We start from the raw sequence: 20,923 nt of genomic DNA on the forward strand, positions 1-20,923 counted from the left end.
GGGCACCAGGCCGGCGTACCCGCACGGGCGCACCTGGCGAAGCCGCGGCAGCTGCTGGCGAGGCGTGTTACCGAGGCCGTACCCCGACTGTTCGGCGTTCGTGCTGGTCAGCCGTGGTCACGCAGCGGGCCGATGCCGTAACCCCGCTCCTGGCAGGTGTCGAGGATCCGGGGCAGTGCGCCCAGTGCCGAGCGCCAGGCGCCGGGGGCGGAGGTGCAGTCGGAGTCGTGGAGCAGGATCGTGCCGCCGCCGTCCAGGTCGGCGGTGACGGTGCGGTGGACGGAGAGCGGGGTGGCGCGTGCCGTCCAGTCCTCCCCCCAACACGTCCACAGCACCGGGGTCAGGTCGAGGCGCCGGGCCGCGAGGTGGGCCGCGGTGGACATGACGCCGTACGGGGGCCGGAAGAGCGTGGGCTGCCGTCCGGTGATCGCGGTGACGGTGTCGCGGGTCCGGCGGAAGTCGTCATAGGTGGCGCGCGGGCCACGCAGCACCAGGGGGCGGTGCAGCCAGCCGTGGACGGCGACCTCATGACCGGCCGCCGCGATCTCGCGGACCAGGCCGGGGGAGCGGTGTGCCTCGCTGCCGAGCAGGAAGAACGTGGCGTGCACTCCGCGCCCGGCGAGCAGCCGTAGAAAGTGCGGGGTGGAGCGGGGGTCGGGGCCGTCGTCGAAAGTCAGGGCGATGTGGTTCGTGCGACCGCGGCCCGAGAGGCGGGGCATGAGGCGGTTGCGCAGCGGTCCGAAGGTGGAGACGACGGGTGCGGCGTGGGCGGCGGCGAGGACGGGTATGGCGGCGAGGACGGCCGTGCGCAGCGTCGGGGCGATGTTCACGAGTGGCCGTCCTCCGACGGGGAGGTTTGCTCCGGTGGGAAGCCATCCGGGTCGAGGCGGTGGCTGATGGCGTGGATGAGGTCGGGACCGTCGTACGTCGTCGCCACCCCGGTCGCGACCGCGCCAGCGCATACGACGGACGCGAGGACGGCCGTGGCCGCGAGCTGGCGCGTTGTGCGGTGCCGGTGGGCAGCCGGCCGAAACCCCCGGTCGGGGACTCCTGACCGGTGCACGCGCGCGATCTCGGCCGTAGGGCAGCCGTCGGGGGACTGAGCGAACAGGGCGAATCCGGTTGCCCGTTGCCGGAGTCCGAGCGGGCCGTCGATCAGGTCGCACAGCACCGCCTTGAGGTCGGCCGGGTCGCGTATCCACACGGCCACGCCGGCCTCGTCCAGGGCGGCGGCGTTGGTCAGCCCGTGCCCGGGTATGCAGCGGTAACTGGCGACGGGCAGGCCGCAGGCGAATGCCTCCAGCGAGGTGAGCCCGCCGGCGTTCTGGACGAGGACGTCGGCGGCGTGCATCAGGGACGGCATGTCGTCGACCCAGCCGAAGGCATGGTCGATGCCGTCGGCGCGCAGCTGCTCGGCCAGGACCTTGTTGCGGCCGCAGACGACGACCGGGACGGCGGCGCCGCAGTCACGCAGCTCCCGGGCCACCGTACGGACCGGGCCCACTCCCCAGGACCCGGCGACCAGCAGAGCCAGCGGGGCGTGGGGCGGCAGCCCGAACCTCTCCCGGGCGCGGGCACGCGCCCGTGCGTCGCAGGGCCGGAAACGGGGGTCCGTGACCGGCCCGCGCACTCGCACGTCCCGGGCCCCGGCCGCGCGCGCCTGGGTGGCGGGCACGTCGTGAGCGGCGAGGTGGACGTCCACACCCGGCGCGACCCACAGCGGATGTACCGAGAAGTCGGTCAGATAGGTGAGGACGGGCACGGTCAGCCGACCGTCCAGGCGCAGGTTGCCCAGGACTCGGCTGGCCCCGGGGTAGGTCGAGACGACGGCGTCGGTGCCCGGAGGTAGGGCGCCCAGTACCCGGTCCTGTGCCGTGTGCAGCAGCGCCCGCGCCACCGGCCCGCCGCCCCCGGCGCGCTCGGTGCTGGAGTAGATCCGCTGGTAGGCCCAGGGTGCTCGCACCAGCATCCGGTGGTAGCCCTCCTGAACGGTGCGGCCCAGGTGGGCGGGGAGCAGGTCCAGCAGGTCGAGGCGGTCCACGGTGTAGCCCTGCGCGGTGAAACGGCGGGCGAGCTCGGCGGCGGCACCGTCGTGACCGGCTCCGACGCTCGCGGAGACGACCGTGACCCGTCCCGCGCCGGGTGTCGCGGCTGACTGCGGAGGAGGGGCGCCCGTGAGTGTGTGTCTGGGCGCCGTGCTCGCGCGGTGGGGCATGGGTTTCCTCCGCAGGGGACGGGAGCAGCAGAACTCTACGAGTTGTAGTAGTCCGCGGTTCGAAGCCCGGAGCATACCTCCTACAACTAGTAGGAGGTGGCCGGGTAGTCTGTGCGGACGGTCGGCGAACGGAGGCATCCGGTGGAGGAGCGAGAGGACGGCGGCGCCCGCGGGGCGTCCGGCAGGCGAGCCCGCGGCGAACTGGAGAGCGATGTCCTCGCCGCGCTCTGGGCCGCCGACGGCCCCCTGACCGCCGGCCAGGTCCGGGAGGCGCTGCCGGGCGACCTGGCCTACACGACCGTCCTGACCATCCTGTCCCGGCTGCACGACAAGCAGATGCTCGTCCGGCACCGCGAGGGCCGCGGCTACGCATACGAGCCGGTGCGGGACGAGGCGTCGCACACCGCCCAGCGCATGCGGTCGCTGCTTGAGGGGGGTTCCGACCGCGAGGCGGTCCTGGCCCGATTCGTCTCGGAACTGTCCGAGCAGGACGAGCACGTGTTGCATCAGCTCCTGTCCGGACACGATGCGCGTGCCGAGGGTGATCATTCCGGCGGGAGGGCGTAAAGCCGTGCTGTTCACCGTCTACGTCCCCTTCGCGGTCACGGCCGTCCTCGCTGTGCTGGCGCCCCGGCTGGCCCCCCTTCTGCCCCCGCGTCCCACCGCCTGGGCGCTGGCCTGCGCCGCGCTCGTCACCTCGGTCGGCTGGGCGGGGGCACTGGCCCTGCTGGCGTTCACCGGTGTGGCGCAGATCCCGGAGGTCGCGGAGCAGGGCCGCTGGTCGGTGGCCGCGCTGCGCGCCGAGGACCCGGTGTACCTGGTCGTCGCGGCCGCCGGCGCGCTGCTGCTGACCGCGGGCATGGTGTCGCTGGGCGTGGCCGCCGTACGGCAGACCCGTCACCTTGTCCGGACGCGGCGGGAGTGCGCCCGGCTGCCACAGGAGACGGAGCTGGCCATCCTGGACGACGACGCCCCGATCGCCTTCGCGCTGCCCGGAAAGCCCGGACGCGTCGTCGTCTCCCGAGGGATGCTGCGCTGCCTCGGCGACCGGGAGCGCGCGGCCCTGCTCGCGCACGAACGAGCCCATCTGCGAGGGCGCCATCACCTTTTCCAGGGCCTGTGGCGGCTCGCGGCGGCCCTGAACCCACTGCTGCGGCCGTTGGCCGTGGCGGGCGACTTCGTCCTGGAACGCTGGGCCGACGAGGAGGCCGCGGCCCGGGTCGGCGACCGCACGGTCGTCGCCCACGCCGTCGGCCGTGCCGCCCTGGCATCCGCCGGTGCGCCCCGCCCCGCGGCCCTGGCCGCTACCGGCGGGGTGGTGCCGCAGCGGGTGCGCGCCCTGCTGGCCCCGCCACCCCGACGCAGGAGCCTGCCCCTGGTGACGGGCGCCTTCGTGCTGGCCGTCTGCTGTGCGAGCCTCGCCAACGCAGCATCCGACAGCGATCGGATGGTGGACAGTGCGCAGTGCGCGGTGTACGCCGCCACGGCGAGCGCACCGTCGGCCGGATACCACCGGCACGGGCCCGACTTCTGCCTCGGCGAACACGATCGCCGGGAACTTCAGGAGCACCGCCCGTAACGAGGCGGCTAGGACATGTCGGCTACGCGTATTCAGGTCGCGAGCAGTCCGCGTCCGAACCAGTCCTTGCCGGCTCGGGCAGGGCGAAGAAGTAGCCGCCGCCGGTGGGGGAGACTCGACGAGAGGTTCCTTGATCAGGCAGGTCTGGGTGGCCTCGTACTGCCGTTGCACGTCTTGGCGGCACCGGGCAGCAGTCCGCTCGGCGGCGGTCTCCTACTGAGGCGGCCCCCGAGGCGACCTGCCGGAGCCTGTGCGCGATGGAAGGGAATCCGCTGGGGGCGGGTTCGAGACCGCATTCCGGGCCGGCGAGACCGCCCGGCATGACCGGACTGTGCTTGTCCCACGGCGGAAGGCGTCTTCGCCAGCTGCGGCAACGCCTGCGTGACGACACAGCGGCCGCGTACCTCCTCGACGCGACGGTGCCGACGGCGGACGTGCGCTGCACAGGGCCCGGACTTCCGACGGCGCGGTGACCACGGGCAGGCGCCGCGCTCGGCGTCACTCGCTGATGGGGATCGTGGTGGGTGCTTCCCGTGAAGGGGCGGCGTCGCGACGGGCTGCCGCACGCGGCGTACGGCGGGTGCTCTCTCGGATGCCGCTTTTCGGCCTTTGCCCTCTGCTGGAGAAACGGCTCGTCCGGAATTTGGTCTCGGTGGCGGCGTGTACGCGCGGCCGTAGTCGCGCTCCTCGCTTATCTTCGGCCAGATGCCGACATCCGGAGTAAAAGCGCAAAGAGCGGATGAAATGGTTGATCTGGCGGAGAGGCCGGCGGCCGTGGTCCCCGGGCCGCCCGCGTGCCGCACCGGCTCGTGGCCGTTCGCCGCCACGATCTCGATCGCGGCGGCCGCGGCGGCGGCCGTGCTCCTCCTCGCGGGCACGTCATGGCTCGACCATCCGGCGGTCCAAGCCTGGCGCACCGTCTGCCTGGCCGTCACCGTCCAGGCGTTCCCTTTCCTCCTCCTGGGCACGGTCCTGTCCGGTGCGATCAATGCCTTCGTGCCCGCCGACCTGCTCACCAGGGCGCTGCCGAAGCGGCCGGCCCTCGCCGTACCGGTGGCCGGCGCGGCCGGTGCGCTCCTGCCGGGCTGCGAGTGCGCATCCGTCCCGGTCGCGAACAGCCTGATCGGCCGGGGCGTCACCCCGGCGGCCGCTTTCACGTTCCTGCTCTCGGCCCCCGCCATCAACCCGATCGTGCTCGCCGCGACCGCAGTTGCCTTCCCGGGCAACCCCGTGATGGTCGCCGCCCGGCTGTTCGCCTCGCTGGCCACCGCCGCGGTGATGGGCTGGCTGTGGCTCTGGAGGGGCAGGGAGGAGTGGCTGCACCCGGCTGTCGGGCACGGCGGTCACCGGCACGGTCACAGTCGCTGGAGCGAGTTCCGCCTCGGCTTCCAGCATGACTTCCTGCACGCCGGCGGGTTTCTGGTGCTGGGGGCGATGGCCGCGGCCACCTTCAACGTGGCGATGCCGCGCTCGGTCCTCGACGCCTTCTCCGGCACGCCGTGGCTGTCGGTGCTCTTCCTCGCCGCCCTCGCCGTTCTCCTGGCGGTCTGCTCCGAGGCCGACGCCTTCGTCGCCGCCTCGCTCACCGGCTTCTCGGCGACAGCCCGGCTCGTGTTCATGGTGGTCGGTCCGATGGTGGACCTGAAACTGATCGCCCTTCAGGCGGGCACATTCGGGCGGGCCTTCGCCTGGCGCTTCTCCACGGCGACCGTCGTCGTGGCGATCGCCGCGAGCGTCGTGATCGGAAGGGCGCTGCTGTGAAGCGCCCCGTACAGATCCTGCTCCTGGCCCTCAGCGGCATCGGCCTGCTGCACGCCGCCCTGTTCACCGACCTCTACCTGCGCTACGTCAAGGAGGGGCTGCGTCCTCTGCTGATCGCCTCCGGGGTGCTGCTGTTGCTGCTGGCTCTGGCGGGGGCGGCCCTGGACAACGCGCATATGGGGGAGCCCGACCATGCGCACGGACACGACCACTCCACCGCACCCCGCACCGCCTGGCTGCTGTTCATCCCCGCGCTGAGCCTGCTCTGCTACGCCCCACCAGCCTTGGGCGCCTACACCGCGGCGCGCTCGAACAACAAACCGGCCAGGGAGCGGAAAGAGTTCGATCCACTGCCCGCCACCTCGCCGCTGCCCATGACGCTCACGGACTTCACCAGCCGAGTCCAGCGGGACCGTGGGCTGGCCATCAAGGGCCGCACCGTCCAGATGACCGGCTTCGCCACCCCGGCCGGACAAGGCGGCTGGTACCTGACCCGCATCATCTTCACCTGCTGCGCCGCGGACTCCCAGTCCGTCAAGGTCCGGATGCACGGCACCGAGGCACCACCTGCCAACACATGGCTGGCGGTGACCGGCGCCTGGCACCCCAAGGGCACCCTTGGCACGCCCACGGCCGAAGCCGCCCTCGACGTCCGCAGCACGAAGCGCATCTCGCCACCCGTCAACGCCTACACCGACGACCTGCCGCTCACCCCGTCATGACCCTCTGAGAACTCCTATCGGAATGAGTAGCGGATCCTCGAAGCTTGGCGTGCACCAAGTGGCCACCCACTCCATGCGCAACAGGTCGGTTGCACATGGACTTCCAGATGTGCAACCTTTGGGTAGCGTGCCCGGATGAGATGAGGTTGCAATGATCCCTAACGCGATTGAACGCGCCATCCTGATCAATGCCCCCAGGGAACGGGTCTGGTCCGTGCTGAGTGAGCCCGCTTTCCTCGGCCGCTGGTTCGGTAACGGAGAGCCGGTCAAGCTCGACCTGCGCCCCGGCGGTCTCCTGGTCTTCGACCATGGTATCCACGGCGTCATTCCCGCCCGTATTCAGACAGTCGAGCCGCCGCATGTCCTGTCCTGGCGGTGGTCCCAAGGCGCTGCGGGCGAGGAGCCGGACGACTCCAACGCCACTCTCGTCGCGTTCACCCTGACCGAGGACGACTGCACGGGAGGCACCCGGCTCACCATGGTCGAGAGCGGCTTCGCGCACCTCGGGCTGCCGACCGGCCAGGCCGCTGGCCGGCACCGCGCCAACAGCCAGAACTGGCCCGACAAGCTCGACCGGTTGCGTGCGGACTGCGAACTGACCACGGCATGACCCGCACCACCGAGGGCGAACAGGCCCCCGAAGACGTCCTGGTGGCCCTGGCCGACCCGATCCGCCGAGAGATCCTGGCCGTCCTCGCCCGCGAAGGCGGCGCGACCTCCACGTCCCTTGCAGGGGGCCTCCCAGTCACCCGCCAGGCGGTGGCCAAGCACCTGGCAGTGCTTGACCGCGCCGGACTGGTACGCGCCCACCGGGCCGGACGCGAGGTCCGCTACGAAGCCGACCTGCAACCCTTGAGGCGGACAACACGGTGGATGGACACCCTCGCCACCCAGTGGGAAGACCGCCTCAACGCGATCAAGGATCTGGCAGAGGGGGCCACTGGGCCCTGAACCCCCGCGGTGCCGCCTCAAAGGCTCGTCGCAGTGCGGAGTCTTTCTCCAGCAGACCAGTGCGCATCCGAGGGAGGAAGGCAGACTCGGTGGGTGCCGTCGCGTATCTCCCAGCGGATCCGCAGGCGGCGGAGCGAGTGCAGGTGGGCGAACGCCCGGTCCACGCCCCAGCGTTGGGTGCCCAGGCCGGATCCGTGCTCGGTGTCTCGGCGGGCGATCAGCGGCTTCACGCCGAGGTCCCGGACCAGACGGCCATACTTGTCGTAGTCATAGCCGCGGTCACCCAGCATCACATCTGGGCGGCGCCGGGGCCGGCCGCGCTTTCCCCGCGCGGGCGGCACGGACGTGCCCGACAGCTGACGTGTCCGGCCCGGCGTCTTGGCGTCCCCGTGTTCTCAGGCGGCGACCGTCTCGGTGACTTCGGCGTTTCGGGGTGGCAGGGCGAGAGAGAGTCCGGATGCGGTGGCGAAGCAGTCGAGGACTTCGGGGCGGCGCTGCAGCCGCTTGAGGCGATTGCGGGCGAGGGGCGTGTCGGTCAAGGGCGACGCCCGCCGGGGCTTCTCATGGGAAAGCCGCCCCGGTGTCGTCCCTGGGACAGGGGAAGATGTCGGGAGGAGTACCCCACTTCGCGGGATTCTGCCGGTCGGGCAGGACTCCGCAGCTGAGCAATGTGGTCGTGGTTCCGCTCGGTGGGGCGATCTCGCGGATAAACACCGCCTTGTCGGGCGGGAATTTGTTCTGGCCGTCCAGTTGCAGCACGCCGGAAGCGCCGGGGTACTGGGACACGCCGTGGGCGGTGAGCCACAGGTAAATGTCATTGGGCCGAACATCGTCGGAAGCCGGCAGCAGGTCCTCGATGACCTTGCTGACGACACCCACGGTGTCGAAGCCGCCGGCGGCGTCCGCATCCGCGCTGCGTCCGCCGAAGACCGTGGCGAAGCCCTGGGCGAACTGGGCGTAGGGATCCCGGGAGTCCGGGGTGGGGGCGTTCGTCGTCTCGTAGAAGAGCGTCATGTACGGGTAGGCGCGCGCCGTTTGTTCTGGATGGAGCTGGAAGTCGATGGGGGCGCTTTCGGTGATCATCGGGATGGTCGTGCCTTGAGGGGGCTGGCATTGACCGCCCGCGCTCTGCATCGCGTTGAGGAGGCTGGGAAGCACACCGGATCGGGCGAGGTAGACCACGATCCCGTGCGTCGCAGCGACCTTGTCGCACACTTCGCTCGCAATGGTCTCCGGCGTGGTCGCCCCGGGCTTCTCGCTGTAGCTTGGTCCTGTGTGATACCGAGGGCGAGCGGTACCTGGCGGGGGCTGTACGGGGACGAGCACACGGCGATCGGGTTGTCGCCGGTCGGGGTCCACCGGAATCCGCCGGCCGAGTCCTGCTCCCCCAGCAGAGTCGCGGCCAGATCGCTGGCAGCATCCGCGCGTATCCCACAGCGGGACAGCGCGCCCGCCACGGTGTCACGCGCCTCGCCGGGTATGTCGGCGTCGCCAAGCATGGGCAGTAGGAGCAGGAGGCGCTCGGATGGATCGGTCAAGCCCTCGCTGCCTTCGTGCGTGCTCGTGGCGAGAGCGAGGAGCTCCGTCCAGGACAGGCCAGGGCCGGCCTCGTCGGTGCCGCACTGGCCGAGATGGCCGAGGCGCCCCCAGTTGGGATGGCGGATGAAGAAGTCGACGCTGTTCTGGTCCTCCCAGTTGGCGTAGACGGCATAGGCCGTATGCCCACCGTCGAAGCAGACCCGCAAGACGGGCCAGGGCTGCCCGGGGTCACCGAGGCGGTCCACCATTGCGTCGTAAGCCGACGCGGCCACTCCGTAAGGCTCGGCTGGTTCGCCGGGATCGCCCATCGTCAACAGGACATGAGCAAGCCAGAAAGCGGGCTCTCGCGCGAGGTCCTCACTCGCAATCAGCTCGCAGTCCTGCAGGTACTCAGGGATGTGTACGCCGGTGCTCATGGGAGGAGGTTAGGGAACACCGGAGAGACGACCTGGCGCGGGGTTGTTCCCGAAGCGGTGGACAGCGCGGCAGACCTGCACAAGCAGAACGCCCTCACATGACGCGCGAGGTTAAAACTCAAGCTCAGCACGCGCACTTCTGGGAGAGGCTGCCGATGGAGCGTCTCACCCCCGTCACGCTGGCAGCACCCCGCCTTGACCTCGGACAACCTCGCGCTCCGGGCGGCCGCGGCCCTCGCCAAACAGCTCGGCGAGGCCAACGGATGGTCACCGTCGCTCGTGCGGTGCGCGTTGGACGGCCCGACGGCGGTGCTGGAGCATCGCCCGCCCGGCAAGCCCGTGAAGTTCACCGAAGTCCGTACGCGAATTCCGCGACACGCTTCCAGTTTCCGGGTCGCCGAAATCCTCGCTGCCCTGGAACTCCTGGAGGACGACAGCGCGTCGTCGATCCGCTCCTGGATCGACGACCGCACCGGCGAACTGCCCGCCGGTTTCGCCGGTGACGTCCGCGCCTGGCGGCTGGTCCTCCTCGACGGCGACAGCCGTGCCAAGCCACGGTCCCGCACCTGCCTCTACGTCTACTTTGGCTGCGTCCGGCCCCTGCTGGAGAACTGGGCGACGACCCGCGGGCACCTGCGCGAGATCACCGTCGCCGACGTCACGACCGGGCTGTCACCCCTGCGTGGATGGCAGCGTCGCAACGCCATCGCGGCACGGCGCTCACTGTTCCGCTTGGCCAAGAAGCGCGGCCTGATCTTCGCCAATCCCACCGTCCGACTCAAGGCAGAAGACATCCCACGCAGCCTGCTGCCGATGAGCGACGCCGAAGTGCTCGCCGTCCAACGGATCGCCGTCACCCCGGCGCAACGGCTGATCGTCGCCCTGGCCGCCGTCCACGCCGCCCGCGCCACAGCCAACCGACGCCTCACCTTGGACGACCTCGACCTGCCCAACCGTAGGATCACCATCGCCGGACACGGCCAACGGCTCGGCGAACTGCCTCACCAGACCCTGCTGGCCTGGCTCGACCAGCGCCGGGCCACCTGGCCGAAGGCCCCCAACCGGCACGTCCTGATCAACGCGAAGACAGCCCTGGGAACCGGGCCCGTCAGCCCCGAATACCTCAAGCGGCACCTGCTGCACCACGGCGTCTACCTCGAACGCATCCGCGGCGACCGGGTACTTTACGAGGCACTGACCGCCGGGGCCGACCCGCTGCGTCTCGCCCTGGTCTTCAGCCTGTCCCACACCACGGCGAGCCGCTACGCGGCCATCGCCCAGAAACTGCTCGACGGCCAGATCGAGCAGACCGCCGGGAACGAATGAGTCCCCCGCCGATCAGGCGCTCGCGGCCTGCCTTTCACCAACGCCCGGAGATCATCAGCGGGCGTGGCTTCGGGGCGGTCATTGCACTCGATCGGTCTCACAGCTGTGGCGGCACCGGGCGGCCGAGAAACCCAGCGAGGCGATCGATGGCCGGAGCGGTCTCCTCTACGGGGCGCGGCTCGGCGAATCGTCCCGTTCGGGACTGGGTGGAGAGTTGGGCCTGAGCGAACGCCAGGGCACGCTCGGCAACGTCTTCGGGCAGCCGGGCAGGGACTTGGGTGGCCTGGGCGAGGTCCCATCCGTGAGCGAGTAGATCGTACAGGCGGATCTGCAAGCGCTCGGCGCCCGTGGCACTCCCCAAAGGTCCGCGATAAGTCCGCTCCAGCACCCCAGGGCCGGAGAAAGCTGCCAGCAGCGCAGCACTGGAGGACCGGTAGGCTCCGGCCGGGTCGTCACCGAGGCGGTCTATTCCGCGTTCGGGCATCGGGCCGCCCTCGATCATGGCTACGAACACCAGGTCCATGCCGACCAGGTGGGCCACCACCTCGCGCACGTTCCATTCCGTGCATGGCGTCGGCGCCTTCCACTGCTCGGGGCGGACCTCGGCGAGCAGGTCGCCGACAGATTTGCATGCACGTGCGAGATCTTCGACGGAAACGGTAGTCATCCGGGGAGACTACGGCGTCAACTGCCAGGCTGCCCAAGGGATTTGCGTCGGTGCGGAGAAGCCCTGTCGAATCCGGCGACTGCGCGATCGCTGAGGATGGGTGGCAGCTGTCGCAGGTACCTGCCTCGCGAGATCCCCCAGTCGGAGATCGGCAAGGGCTACGAGTACGCCAAAGACCAGGTTGTGACCATCTCGGACGCGGACCTCCGGGAGCTGCCGCTGCCCATGGCGAAGGCCATCGAGATCGAGGCGTTCGTGCCGCTGGAGTCCATCGACCCGATCCGGATCGGCGAGGGCTATTACCTCGCCCCGGACGGGGCGGTGGCGGCGAAGCCGTACAAGCTGTTGGTGCAGGCGCTTGGACGGTCATCGAAGGTGGCGGTCGCGAAGTATGAGTGGAGCGGGCGCGAACAGCTCGGGCTGCTGCGGATCCGCGATGACGTGATCGTGCTGCATGCGATGCGCTGGCCTGACGAGGTCCGCGACCCGGCCGCCGTCGACCCGCCGAACGAGACTGTCTCGGAGGAGGAGATCGAGGGGGCGCTCGCCCTGATGGAGTCGATGACTCGCGACGACCTCGAGGGCCCTGAGTTCGAGGACACCTACACCGACGCTCTCGCGAAGATCATCGAGGCCAAGCGGGAGGACCGCGAGCTCCCCGAGGCGCCGGAGCCTGAGCAGCCGGCCCAAGTCCTGGACCTCATGGCCGCGCTCAACCAGTCGGTGGAGAAGGCTAGGGCCTCCCGTGGCGAGGACGCTTCTCGGGCTTTCACGAGCAGTGCCGTCTACCGCTTGATCAGAGAGGCGAGGAGCGCTCCTGACCTGCACAGATGAGACCTGGAGGGTCCTGGACGTTGCTGCGGAAGCGCACTTCTCGGATGAAGAGTGCTGACCTGTATCTGCATGTCGCGTCCAGCGCGTCGGCCCTTGGGATCAGACGGGTGAGGTGCTGTTGGTCGAGACAGTCCGCAACATCGGCTCGCATCAGGCGATAATGATCAGCTGCCTGTGCGTATCACTTGGGGGGTCTTGTGAGTCTGAGTCCGCGTGAGGTGTTTCTCCGCCTTGTTCATGGGGTCGCTGACGGGAACTCAAGCGAGTTGCCTGACCTGTACGGCGAGGTTACCGATGTCCGGCATCCGATGGCGACGCCGGAGTCCGAGCCGTTGACGAGTCGGCGTGCGCTCCGGGAGCACTTCACGGTGCCGCCGGAAATGCGGGAGTCCTTGCCGAAGAGGAGTGTCGTCGATGTCGTCGTCCACGAGACCGCCGATCCTGAAGTGATCGTCGCCGAGTTCGCCTACGAGTTCACGTTGCCGGACGACTCCAGGTCCAAGGTGCCCTGCGTCTTCGTCATGCGTGTGCGGGACGGTCAGATCATCGAGTCCCGCGACTACATCGACCCGATCCGTACGTACACGGCACGCGGGGACCTCGACCGCCTCCTCGCGTCGTTGCGCAAGGGCGTTTCCTAACCTCGCGCTTTCCGAGGTGGGTCGGGGGCACCCTCGTGCGGCTCGTCGAGCTGAACAACGCGCTGTGCTGGATGGTCGCACCGCCCATCGCGGCCCTCGGCCGGCTCTACGTCGCCGGGCCGGCTCGCTGGGACCGGTTCGGCGCCGCGGGACGGCCGGTCTGGCTGTGGACCATGCTGCTGCTGTGGGGGCTGGGTGTCCTGGAAGATCCCGGTGCCGCTCGCCTTCGCCTACACGTGGATCGCCATTCCACTGGCGGTCGTGGCGCTGCGGATTCCCGGGCGCCGGGTGACGGTGTCGGCGATCGGCGCGATCACGGCCGGGCTGCCGGCCTTGCTGGTACGGATCGGCGGCGGCGTCGACCTCGACGTGCTGGCGCCCCCGCTCGCCGCCCTCGGCGCCACGGTCGTCCTCTACCGCTCCCAGCAGCTGCTGATCGACCAACTGGCCGCCACGCTAAGTGAGTTGGCGCAGCGTCAGCGCGAGGCGGGACGGCTCGCCGAGCGGACCAGGATCGCCCGGGACCTGCACGACACCCTCGCCCAGGAACTCGCGGGCAGCCGTATGCTCCTGCAGGCCGTGGAACGGGACTGGCAACGCGACCCGGACGCCGCCCTGCGCCAGGTCCGCGCCGTCTCCCAGGCCCTCGGCGCACACCTGGAGGAGACCCGCACCATCATCAGCGACCTCACCCCGCCCGCCCTCGAGCAGGACGACCTGGAAACCGCCCTGCGCAGCCTGTGCACCCGCCCGCACCCCGCTGCCGGTACCCCGCGCGTCACGTTCCGCACGCAGGGAGAACCGCGGCTGGTGGCCGGTGAACGGGCCGTGTCCCTGCTGCGCGTGGATCAGGGCCTCCTCGCCAACGCCCGTGAACACGCCCGGGCCACCCAGGTCCACGTCACGCTCGCCTACGGCGACGACTGGGCGGCCGTCGAAGTCCGCGACGACGGCCGGGGCTGCGACCCGCTGACCACGCGACCCCGCAGCCGCGACCGCGGGTTCGGACTGGTCGCCGCCCGTGATCGTTTGAGCGCCCTCGGCGGCACACTCACCGTCGACAGCGCCCCCAGGCACGGCACCCGGGTCCGGGCCCAACTGCCCGCCGCCGAGCGCGTACTGGCCAGGACACCGTGACCGCGGACGCCCTGCGGATCCTGATCGTCGACGACCACACCGTCGTACGGGCCTGTCTGCGCGCCCTGTTGCAGGGCGAGCCTGGTCTCGACGTCATCGCCGAGACCGGGGACGGCGAGGAGGCCGTACGCCTTGCCCAACGCCTGCGCCCCGACGTGGTGCTCATGGACCTGCGTCTGTCGGACGCCGCCACTCCGGCCGACGGCTTCGGCGGTATCGAGGCCACTCGCCGCATCACCGCCGCCGCATCGGGCGTCAATGTCGTCGTGCTGACCAGCTCCGGCGGCCGCGGCGATGTCGTCCGCGCCTTGGAGGCGGGCGCCCGGGCTACATCCTCAAGGCAGGTCCGCCCGAGGAGCTGTTCCGCGCGGTGCGCGCGGCGGCAGCCGGTGGCATGGGCCTGGCCCCCGAAGCGGCGGCCAGCCTCGTCCACCGGTCAGCCGACCCGGGACCGGTGCTCAGCGAACGGGAGACCGAGGTCGTACGGCTGCTCGCCCGGGGGCACAGCAACCGGGCCATCGCCTCCGCCCTGTTCCTCACCGAGGCCACGGTCAAGACCCACCTGGTCCGCATCTACCGCAAGCTCGGCACCGAGAACCGGGCCGGCACGGTCAGCGAAGCCGTCCGGCTGGGGCTGCTCGAACTCGACGCGGGCTGACCGCTCGCGGGCGCCGCGATGTCGACACGGCCGAGCCCGCCACCCGGGTGACGGTACTGATCCCGGAGCCGGAGTAGCTGCGGCAGCGGCTGCTGCAGAACCAGCGGGGCGCGGTCGTCACGCGCGCCGTTCCGCCTGTGGTGAGGGCGGTCTGAGGCGGGGCCGTAAGGGGCCCGTCAAAGGTGTGGGGGCCGCCGTAAGGGACTCGTCAACGGACGGTCGATTCCGGTCAGGGGCGGGGTTTCCTCTATCTGTCCGTATCTCTTCCGAACCTCTTCTAGGAGTTCGCGATGGCCGATCTGGCCTTCGTCGTCACCACGATCGCGGTGTTCGCGCTGGTGGCCCTCGTCGCCAAGGGGGTGACGAAGCTGTGACCGCCGAGAACATCGTCGGCCTCGTCGTGGCCGTCGCCCTGCTGGGCTATCTCGTCCTCGCGCTGATCTTCCCCGAGAGGTTCTGAGAACAGCATGGGTCCCGTACTCGCCGGCTTTCTCCAGCTGCTCGCCCTCATAGGGGCGCTGGCGCTCGCCTACCTCCCCCTCGGCACCTACATGGCCGGGGTCTACACCACCGACAAGCACTGGCGCGTCGAGCGGTGGATTTACAAGGGCATCGGTGCCGACCCCGACACCGAGATGCGCTGGCCCGCCTACCTGCGCGGGGTCCTCGCCTTCTCCGCGGTCGGGGTCCTGTTCCTCTACCTGCTGCAGCGGCTCCAGGGCGTACTGCCGGGCTCGCTGGGCTTCAAGGCGATCGACCCGGACCAGGCGTTCAACACCGCCGTGTCCTTCGCGACCAACACCAACTGGCAGTCGTACTACGGCGAACAGGCCATGGGCCATGTCGTGCAGACCGCCGGGCTCGCCGTGCAGAACTTCGTGTCGGCCGCCGTCGGCATCGCTGTCGCCGTGGCCCTGGTGCGCGGGTTCGCCCGATCCCGCACCGGTGAACTGGGCAACTTCTGGTCGGACATGGTGCGCGGGGTGACCCGCATCCTGCTGCCGGGCGCGTTCGTCGCAGCAGTGGTGCTGGTGGCCTGCGGTGTCATCCAGAACTTCTCCGGGATCCACGAGGTCGGCCAGTTCATGGGCGGCTCTCAGCAGTGGAACGGCGGCGCGATCGCCTCGCAGGAGGCCATCAAGGAATTCGGCACCAACGGCGGCGGCTACTTCAACGCCAACTCCGCGCACCCGTTTGAGAACCCGACGCCGTTCACCAACCTGTTCGAGATCTTTCTGCTCCTGGTGATCCCGTTCTCGCTGACCCGCACCTTCGGTGTGATGGTCGGCTCGGTCAAGCAGGGGTACGCGATCCTCGCGACCATGGCGACCATCTGGGTCGGGTTCGTCGCCCTGACGATGTGGACCGAGTTCGCCCACCACGGGCCGGCGTTGCAGATCGCGGGCGGGGCGATGGAGGGCAAGGAGGTCCGGTTCGGCGTCGGATCCTCGTCGATCTTCGCGGTGTCCACGACCCTCACGTCGACCGGTGCCGTGGATTCCTTCCACTCGTCCTTCACCGGAATCGGCGGCGGGATCACCATGCTCGGCATGATGCTGGGCGAGATCGCGCCCGGTGGCACCGGATCAGGGCTCTACGGCATGCTGGTCATGGCGATCATCGCGGTGTTCGTCGCCGGTCTCATGGTCGGCCGTACGCCCGAGTACCTGGGAAGGAAGATCGGCACCCGCGAGATCAAGCTCGCAGCCTGCTACATCCTGATCACCCCGGCGCTGGTGCTCGTCTTCACCGCCGCGGCGATGGCGCTGCCGACGCCCGGTCACTCGATGACCAACTCCGGCGCGCACGGGTTCTCCGAGATCCTGTACGCCTACACGTCCGCCGCCAACAACAACGGCTCGGCCTTCGCCGGACTGAACGCGGACACCCAGTGGTTCAACACCACCCTGGGCCTGGCCATGGTCCTCGGCCGGTTCCTGCCCATGGTGTTCGTGCTGGCGCTGGCCGGTTCGCTCGCCGAGCAGCGGCCGGTGCCGGAGACGGCGGGCACCCTGCGTACCGAAAAGCCGCTGTTCACCGGGTTGTTGGTGGGCGCGATCCTCATCATCACCGGTCTGACGTACTTCCCGGCACTCGCGCTGGGCCCGCTGGCCGAGGGGCTGGCGTCATGACCACGCGTACGAGGGCCGCTCGTGACGAAAGCGATGAGATGTCCACAGCCACTCCCACCCGGGCGCCGCACAGCGACACACCCACCGGGCACCAGTCTCCCGAGGGCCGTGTCGGCGCGGGCCTCTTCGACCCCAGGCAGCTGCTGAAGTCGCTGCCGGACGCCTTTCGCAAGCTCGACCCGCGGGTGATGGTCAAGTCGCCCGTGATGTTCGTGGTGTGGATCGGCTCCGTCCTGACCACCGTCTTCTCCTTCAAGGACCCCGGCGACTGGTTCGGCTGGACCATCAGCGCGTGGCTGTGGCTGACCGTCGTCTTCGCCAACCTGGCGGAGGCGGTCGCCGAGGGCCGCGGCAAGGCCCAGGCCGACACGTTGCGCAAGGCCAAGACCGACACCGTCGCGCGCCGCCTGCTCAAGGACCGCTCCGAAGAGCAGGTGCCGGGCACCGAGTTGAGGATCGGCGACCTGGTCGTCTGCGAGGCAGGCGACATCATTCCCGGCGACGGTGACGTCGTCGAGGGTGTCGCTTCCGTCGACGAGTCGGCCATCACCGGCGAGTCCGCCCCGGTCATCCGGGAGTCCGGCGGCGACCGAAGCGCTGTCACCGGCGGCACGAAGGTGCTCTCCGACCGGATCGTCATCAGGATCACGACGAAGCCCGGTGAGACCTTCATCGACCGGATGATCAGCCTGGTCGAGGGCGCGGCCCGGCAGAAGACTCCCAACGAGATCGCCCTGAACATCCTGCTGGCCTCGCTGACCATCGTCTTCCTGCTGGCGGTCGCGACCCTGCCGCCCTTCGCGGACTACGCCGGCACGCACCTGACGATGGTCGTGCTCGTCGCCCTGCTGGTCTGTCTGATCCCGACCACCATCGGCGCCCTGCTCTCCGCGATCGGCATCGCCGGCATGGACCGGCTGGTCCAGCGCAACGTACTGGCCATGTCCGGCAGGGCAGTGGAAGCCGCCGGTGATGTGTCGACCCTGCTGCTCGACAAGACCGGCACCATCACCCTGGGCAACCGCCAGGCCGCCGAGTTCGTGCCGGTGAGCGGTGTGACGGACGCCGAACTCGCCGACGCCGCGCAGCTCTCCTCGCTGGCCGACGAGACGCCCGAGGGCCGCTCCATCGTCGTACTGGCGAAGGAGAAGTACGGCCTGCGCGAGCGTCACCAGGGCGAGCTCATGGGGGCCGAGTGGATCGAGTTCACCGCGCAGACCCGGATGTCGGGTGTGGACGTCGACGGGCGCAGGATCCGCAAGGGCGCGGCCGGTTCGGTCATCAAGTGGGTCGAGGAGCGCGGGGGCACGGTCGCCGAGGACGCGGGCGCGGCCACGAGCCGGATCTCCGAGGCGGGTGGCACTCCGCTGCTGGTCGCGGTCGAGGACGCCGACGGTGCCCGGGTGCTGGGGGTCATCCACCTCAAGGACGTCGTCAAGGAGGGTATGCGGGAGCGGTTCGACGAGCTGCGGCGCATGGGCATCAAGACCGTCATGATCACGGGCGACAACCCGCTGACGGCCAGGGCGATCGCCGAGGAGGCGGGCGTCGACGACTTCCTCGCGGAGGCCACCCCCGAGGACAAGATGGCCCTGATCAAGCGGGAGCAGGCAGGCGGCAAGCTCGTCGCGATGACCGGAGACGGCACCAACGACGCGCCCGCGCTGGCCCAGGCCGATGTCGGCGTGGCGATGAACACCGGCACGTCGGCCGCCAAGGAGGCCGGCAATATGGTCGACCTCGACTCCAACCCGACCAAGCTGATCGAGATCGTCGAGATCGGCAAGCAACTCCTCATCACCCGGGGCGCGTTGACCACGTTCTCCATAGCCAACGACGTGGCGAAGTACTTCGCGATCATCCCGGCGCTGTTCGCCGCCGTCTACCCGGGTCTGGACAAGCTCAACATCATGGGCCTGTCCTCGCCCGACTCGGCGATCCTGTCCGCGGTCATCTTCAACGCGCTGATCATCATCGCGTTGGTGCCGCTCTCGCTGCGGGGCGTGCGGTACCGGCCGGTCAGCGCCGACAAGATGCTGCGCAGGAACCTCACCATCTACGGCATCGGCGGCCTGATCGCTCCCTTCGTCGGCATCAAACTCATCGACCTGCTCATCTCCCTCATCCCCGGGATCGGCTGAAAGCCATGAACAACTCCGTATCGAACACGGGCCGGTTGCTGTGGGCGGGGCTGCGGGCCCTGCTGGTGCTGACCCTGGTGACCGGCGTCATCTACCCGCTGGCCGTCACCGGTGTCGCCCAGGCCCTCTTCCACGACAAGGCGAACGGCTCGGAGGTCAGGGCGGACGGCAAGGGCGTCGGGTCTTCCCTGATCGGCCAACAGGGCTACAGCCTGGACTACTTCCAGCCCCGGCCGGCCAACGGGCTCGGTGAGAACTCCGTCAACACCCAGTACAAGCTGATCCTTTCCGGGGCGACCAACCGCTCCGCGGACAACCCCGAGCTCGTCAAGTGGGTCAAGGAGGCCAAGGCCAAGGTCGTCAAGGACAACACGACCGCCGACTACAAGGTCGCGCCCTCCCAGGTCCCCGCCGACGCGGTCACCTCCTCCGGCTCCGGCCTGGACCCGGACATCTCCCCGGCCTACGCGGACCTCCAGGTCCACCGGGTCGCCGAGAAGAACGGCCTGACCGCCGCCCAGGTGCAGAAGTTGGTCGACGAGCACACCACGGGCCGCACCCTCGGCTTCATCGGGGAACCCCGGGTGAACGTCCTGGAGCTCAACATCGCGCTCAAGGAACTCCTGGCCAAGAGCTGACGGCGTTACCCGACCCACAGCGGAGTCGGCGGCCCGGACGACCGGGTGCGCCGACTCCCGCAGTCACCCAGCGGGTACGTCTCCGCGACGTACGACAGGAAGGCGCACGCCGATGACACGGGTGCTGGTGGTGGAGGACGACCCGCAGCTCGTACGGGCCCTCATCATCAATCTCCAGGCACGCCACTACGGGGTCGACGCGGCCGCCGACGGCGTCACCGCGCTGCGGCTCGCTGCCGCCCGGCAACCGGATGTCGTGATGCTCGACCTGGGTCTGCCCGACATGGACGGCGTGGAGGTCATCAAGGGTCTGCGCGGCTGGACCCGGGTGCCGATCCTGGTGTTGTCCGCCCGCCAGGGCTCCGACGAGAAGGTCGCCGCGCTGGACGCCGGTGCCGACGACTACGTCACCAAGCCGTTCAGCATGGACGAACTGCTCGCCCGGCTGCGGGCCGCCGTACGACGCACCGAGGAGACGCCGCTCGCCACCGGGACGACGCTCGTCGAGACGGCGGACTTCACCATCGAGCTGCTGGCCAAGAGGGCCGTACGGGGTGGCCACGAAGTACGCCTCACCCCGACCGAGTGGCATCTGCTGGAGATCCTGGTCACCAGCCCGGGACGGCTGATCACACAGAGGCACCTGCTCCAGGAGGTCTGGGGCGTCTCCCACAGCAACAAGTCCAACTACCTGCGGGTCTACATGGCCCAGCTGCGGCGCAAGCTGGAGGCGGATCCCGCCCACCCCCGCTATCTCATCACCGAGCCCGGCATGGGCTACCGCTTCGAAGGGTGAACATGGCACGCGGTGAACCCCGCATCCATGTACGCCGCGCGCGCCGGCGGGCGAACCGGGGGTGAGCGAGCCGTAGCCGCGCAGGTTGCCCTGGTGGTCCTCAATCCCTGGCGGTCCCCCGGATCGCGTTGGGAATGGGCCTGTATGGTTCGGCACCTAGTTCGGCCACAACGGCTGGCTCGCCGTCGCCCCGGTGCACAGCCGTCACCTTGCTGATCACGGTGGGGGACAACCCGGAACGGCTGGTCAGCGAGGCGGCCTTCGCCGCGCTGTGCGGGGTCAGCCCCGTCGAGCGCTCCTCTGGACGTCGGCAGTTCCGTCGTCTCAACCGTGGCGGCGACCGGCAGGCCAACGCCGCGCTCCACCGCATCGTCTTCACCCGTCTGCGGGTCGACCCGCGCACGCAGGACTACTACCAGCGCCGGATCAAAGAGGGCAAGACCCGGCGGGAAATCGTCCGTTGCCTCAAACGCTACGCGGCCCGGGAGGTCTTCCACCTGGTCAAACAGCCATAGCCAGACCCCCGCTCCTAGGGGCTGTGTGACGGAACAGGCGATGCAGAACCCCCGCTCGCGCGCGTCAAGCCGGGGGTTCGCAGGGCCAGAGGCGTAGGCGCTGTGTTCGGTGCCGTCGGGTGCGGTGCAGCGTCCGCCGGAGCGGATGATCACGTCCGGGTCGGCGGACGGGTGATCGGCGACAGCCGACGGGTGCTGCCGCTGAGCACGGCGACGCCGCCGGGTTCGAGACGTACCTGTTCACGGTCCCGGAGG

Annotated in this window: 20 protein-coding genes and 2 pseudogenes; 17 read left to right on the forward strand and 5 right to left on the reverse strand. The window is 69.8% G+C overall.

What is annotated here, in order from left to right; genetic code table 11:
* Positions 1-107 precede the first annotated feature (107 nt).
* Complete coding sequence (locus tag ABZT06_RS21440; RefSeq protein ID WP_355742913.1) at positions 108-830, reverse strand: polysaccharide deacetylase family protein; 723 nt, start codon at positions 828-830, stop codon at positions 108-110.
* A complete protein-coding gene (locus ABZT06_RS21445; RefSeq protein ID WP_355742915.1) occupies positions 827-2,215 on the reverse strand; it encodes a glycosyltransferase in 1,389 nt (462 codons plus the stop codon). Before ABZT06_RS21445 ends, ABZT06_RS21440 begins: the two co-directional genes overlap by 4 nt.
* Before the next feature lie 141 nt (positions 2,216-2,356).
* Between ABZT06_RS21445 and ABZT06_RS21450 the strand changes: the two genes are divergently transcribed.
* The 6 genes from ABZT06_RS21450 (at position 2,357) to ABZT06_RS21475 (ending at position 7,228) form a co-directional block, all read left to right on the forward strand.
* Positions 2,357-2,782: a BlaI/MecI/CopY family transcriptional regulator gene (locus ABZT06_RS21450; RefSeq protein WP_355742918.1), complete on the forward strand. Its 426-nt coding sequence runs from the start codon at positions 2,357-2,359 to the stop codon at positions 2,780-2,782.
* 4 nt (positions 2,783-2,786) lie between these two features.
* Positions 2,787-3,794 carry a M56 family metallopeptidase gene (locus tag ABZT06_RS21455; RefSeq protein WP_355742921.1) on the forward strand — a complete coding sequence of 336 codons (1,008 nt, stop codon included), beginning with the start codon at positions 2,787-2,789 and terminating at the stop codon, positions 3,792-3,794.
* 744 nt (positions 3,795-4,538) lie between these two features.
* Positions 4,539-5,555: a permease gene (locus ABZT06_RS21460; protein ID WP_355742924.1), complete on the forward strand. Its 1,017-nt coding sequence runs from the start codon at positions 4,539-4,541 to the stop codon at positions 5,553-5,555.
* Positions 5,552-6,277, forward strand: a complete 726-nt coding sequence (locus ABZT06_RS21465) for a TIGR03943 family protein (protein WP_355742927.1) — start codon at positions 5,552-5,554, stop codon at positions 6,275-6,277. The genes ABZT06_RS21460 and ABZT06_RS21465 overlap by 4 nt, the downstream gene beginning before the upstream one ends.
* Before the next feature lie 151 nt (positions 6,278-6,428).
* Complete coding sequence (locus ABZT06_RS21470; protein ID WP_355742931.1) at positions 6,429-6,887, forward strand: SRPBCC domain-containing protein; 459 nt, start codon at positions 6,429-6,431, stop codon at positions 6,885-6,887.
* Positions 6,884-7,228: a metalloregulator ArsR/SmtB family transcription factor gene (locus tag ABZT06_RS21475; protein WP_355742934.1), complete on the forward strand. Its 345-nt coding sequence runs from the start codon at positions 6,884-6,886 to the stop codon at positions 7,226-7,228. The genes ABZT06_RS21470 and ABZT06_RS21475 overlap by 4 nt, the downstream gene beginning before the upstream one ends.
* Positions 7,229-7,623: 395 nt before the next feature.
* On the opposite strand, the gene ABZT06_RS21480 is transcribed toward ABZT06_RS21475, so the two are convergent.
* Both ABZT06_RS21480 and ABZT06_RS21485 read right to left on the reverse strand, forming a co-directional pair.
* Positions 7,624-7,767, reverse strand: coding sequence for a hypothetical protein (locus ABZT06_RS21480; protein WP_355742937.1), 144 nt, complete (start codon positions 7,765-7,767; stop codon positions 7,624-7,626).
* Positions 7,768-7,789: 22 nt separating this feature from the next.
* Positions 7,790-8,443 carry a hypothetical protein gene (locus ABZT06_RS21485; RefSeq protein WP_355742940.1) on the reverse strand — a complete coding sequence of 218 codons (654 nt, stop codon included), beginning with the start codon at positions 8,441-8,443 and terminating at the stop codon, positions 7,790-7,792.
* Positions 8,444-9,378: 935 nt separating this feature from the next.
* Here ABZT06_RS21485 and ABZT06_RS21490 point away from each other — a divergent pair.
* Positions 9,379-10,509, forward strand: coding sequence for a hypothetical protein (locus ABZT06_RS21490; protein ID WP_355742943.1), 1,131 nt, complete (start codon positions 9,379-9,381; stop codon positions 10,507-10,509).
* Between the two features lie 97 nt (positions 10,510-10,606).
* Here the strand turns inward: ABZT06_RS21490 and ABZT06_RS21495 are convergent, their stop codons facing one another.
* Positions 10,607-11,176 carry a TIGR03086 family metal-binding protein gene (locus tag ABZT06_RS21495; protein WP_355742946.1) on the reverse strand — a complete coding sequence of 190 codons (570 nt, stop codon included), beginning with the start codon at positions 11,174-11,176 and terminating at the stop codon, positions 10,607-10,609.
* Between the two features lie 96 nt (positions 11,177-11,272).
* Here ABZT06_RS21495 and ABZT06_RS21500 point away from each other — a divergent pair, with 96 nt between their 5' ends.
* From ABZT06_RS21500 to ABZT06_RS21545, 10 genes and pseudogenes are all read left to right on the forward strand, one after another.
* Entirely contained in the window at positions 11,273-12,010 is a 738-nt protein-coding gene (locus ABZT06_RS21500; protein ID WP_355742949.1) for a Ku protein, read from the forward strand.
* A gap of 218 nt (positions 12,011-12,228) precedes the next feature.
* On the forward strand, positions 12,229-12,651 hold the full coding sequence (locus ABZT06_RS21505) for a nuclear transport factor 2 family protein (protein ID WP_059212227.1): 423 nt from the start codon (positions 12,229-12,231) through the stop codon (positions 12,649-12,651).
* Positions 12,652-12,846: 195 nt separating this feature from the next.
* Positions 12,847-13,788, forward strand: a complete 942-nt coding sequence (locus ABZT06_RS21510; RefSeq protein WP_355742953.1) for a sensor histidine kinase — start codon at positions 12,847-12,849, stop codon at positions 13,786-13,788.
* Positions 13,785-14,446 (forward strand): annotated as a pseudogene (locus ABZT06_RS21515) (response regulator transcription factor). Before ABZT06_RS21510 ends, ABZT06_RS21515 begins: the two are co-directional and overlap by 4 nt.
* A 370-nt stretch (positions 14,447-14,816) precedes the next feature.
* Positions 14,817-14,906 (forward strand): K(+)-transporting ATPase subunit F, encoded by a 90-nt coding sequence (gene kdpF / locus ABZT06_RS21520; protein ID WP_016434100.1) that lies wholly within the window; start codon positions 14,817-14,819, stop codon positions 14,904-14,906.
* A gap of 7 nt (positions 14,907-14,913) precedes the next feature.
* A complete protein-coding gene (gene kdpA, locus ABZT06_RS21525; RefSeq protein WP_355742956.1) occupies positions 14,914-16,578 on the forward strand; it encodes a potassium-transporting ATPase subunit KdpA in 1,665 nt (554 codons plus the stop codon).
* A gap of 38 nt (positions 16,579-16,616) precedes the next feature.
* Entirely contained in the window at positions 16,617-18,719 is a 2,103-nt protein-coding gene (kdpB, locus tag ABZT06_RS21530; protein WP_355742959.1) for a potassium-transporting ATPase subunit KdpB, read from the forward strand.
* 5 nt (positions 18,720-18,724) lie between these two features.
* The gene (locus tag ABZT06_RS21535) at positions 18,725-19,357 is read left to right on the forward strand and encodes a potassium-transporting ATPase subunit C (RefSeq protein WP_355742962.1); all 633 of its coding nucleotides are present in this window, start codon (positions 18,725-18,727) and stop codon (positions 19,355-19,357) included.
* Positions 19,358-19,469: 112 nt separating this feature from the next.
* Positions 19,470-20,153 (forward strand): response regulator, encoded by a 684-nt coding sequence (locus ABZT06_RS21540; RefSeq protein ID WP_355742965.1) that lies wholly within the window; start codon positions 19,470-19,472, stop codon positions 20,151-20,153.
* A 209-nt stretch (positions 20,154-20,362) separates the two neighbouring features.
* Positions 20,363-20,668 (forward strand): annotated as a pseudogene (locus ABZT06_RS21545) (IS110 family transposase); the annotation flags it as partial.
* Positions 20,669-20,923: the final 255 nt, after the last annotated feature.

This window comes from Streptomyces sp. NPDC005483, assembly GCF_040606035.1.
Taxonomy (GTDB): Bacteria; Actinomycetota; Actinomycetes; order Streptomycetales; family Streptomycetaceae; genus Streptomyces.

Coding starts and splice junctions, on each gene's coding strand:
- ABZT06_RS21445 (WP_355742915.1), bottom strand. CDS start 2,215: ATGCCCCACCGCGCGAGCACGGCGCCCAGACACACACTCACGGGCGCC.
- ABZT06_RS21460 (WP_355742924.1), top strand. CDS start 4,539: ATGGTTGATCTGGCGGAGAGGCCGGCGGCCGTGGTCCCCGGGCCGCCC.
- ABZT06_RS21470 (WP_355742931.1), top strand. CDS start 6,429: ATGATCCCTAACGCGATTGAACGCGCCATCCTGATCAATGCCCCCAGG.
- ABZT06_RS21475 (WP_355742934.1), top strand. CDS start 6,884: ATGACCCGCACCACCGAGGGCGAACAGGCCCCCGAAGACGTCCTGGTG.
- ABZT06_RS21495 (WP_355742946.1), bottom strand. CDS start 11,176: ATGACTACCGTTTCCGTCGAAGATCTCGCACGTGCATGCAAATCTGTC.
- ABZT06_RS21500 (WP_355742949.1), top strand. CDS start 11,273: ATGGGTGGCAGCTGTCGCAGGTACCTGCCTCGCGAGATCCCCCAGTCG.
- kdpA (WP_355742956.1), top strand. CDS start 14,914: ATGGGTCCCGTACTCGCCGGCTTTCTCCAGCTGCTCGCCCTCATAGGG.
- kdpB (WP_355742959.1), top strand. CDS start 16,617: ATGTCCACAGCCACTCCCACCCGGGCGCCGCACAGCGACACACCCACC.
- ABZT06_RS21535 (WP_355742962.1), top strand. CDS start 18,725: ATGAACAACTCCGTATCGAACACGGGCCGGTTGCTGTGGGCGGGGCTG.
- ABZT06_RS21540 (WP_355742965.1), top strand. CDS start 19,470: ATGACACGGGTGCTGGTGGTGGAGGACGACCCGCAGCTCGTACGGGCC.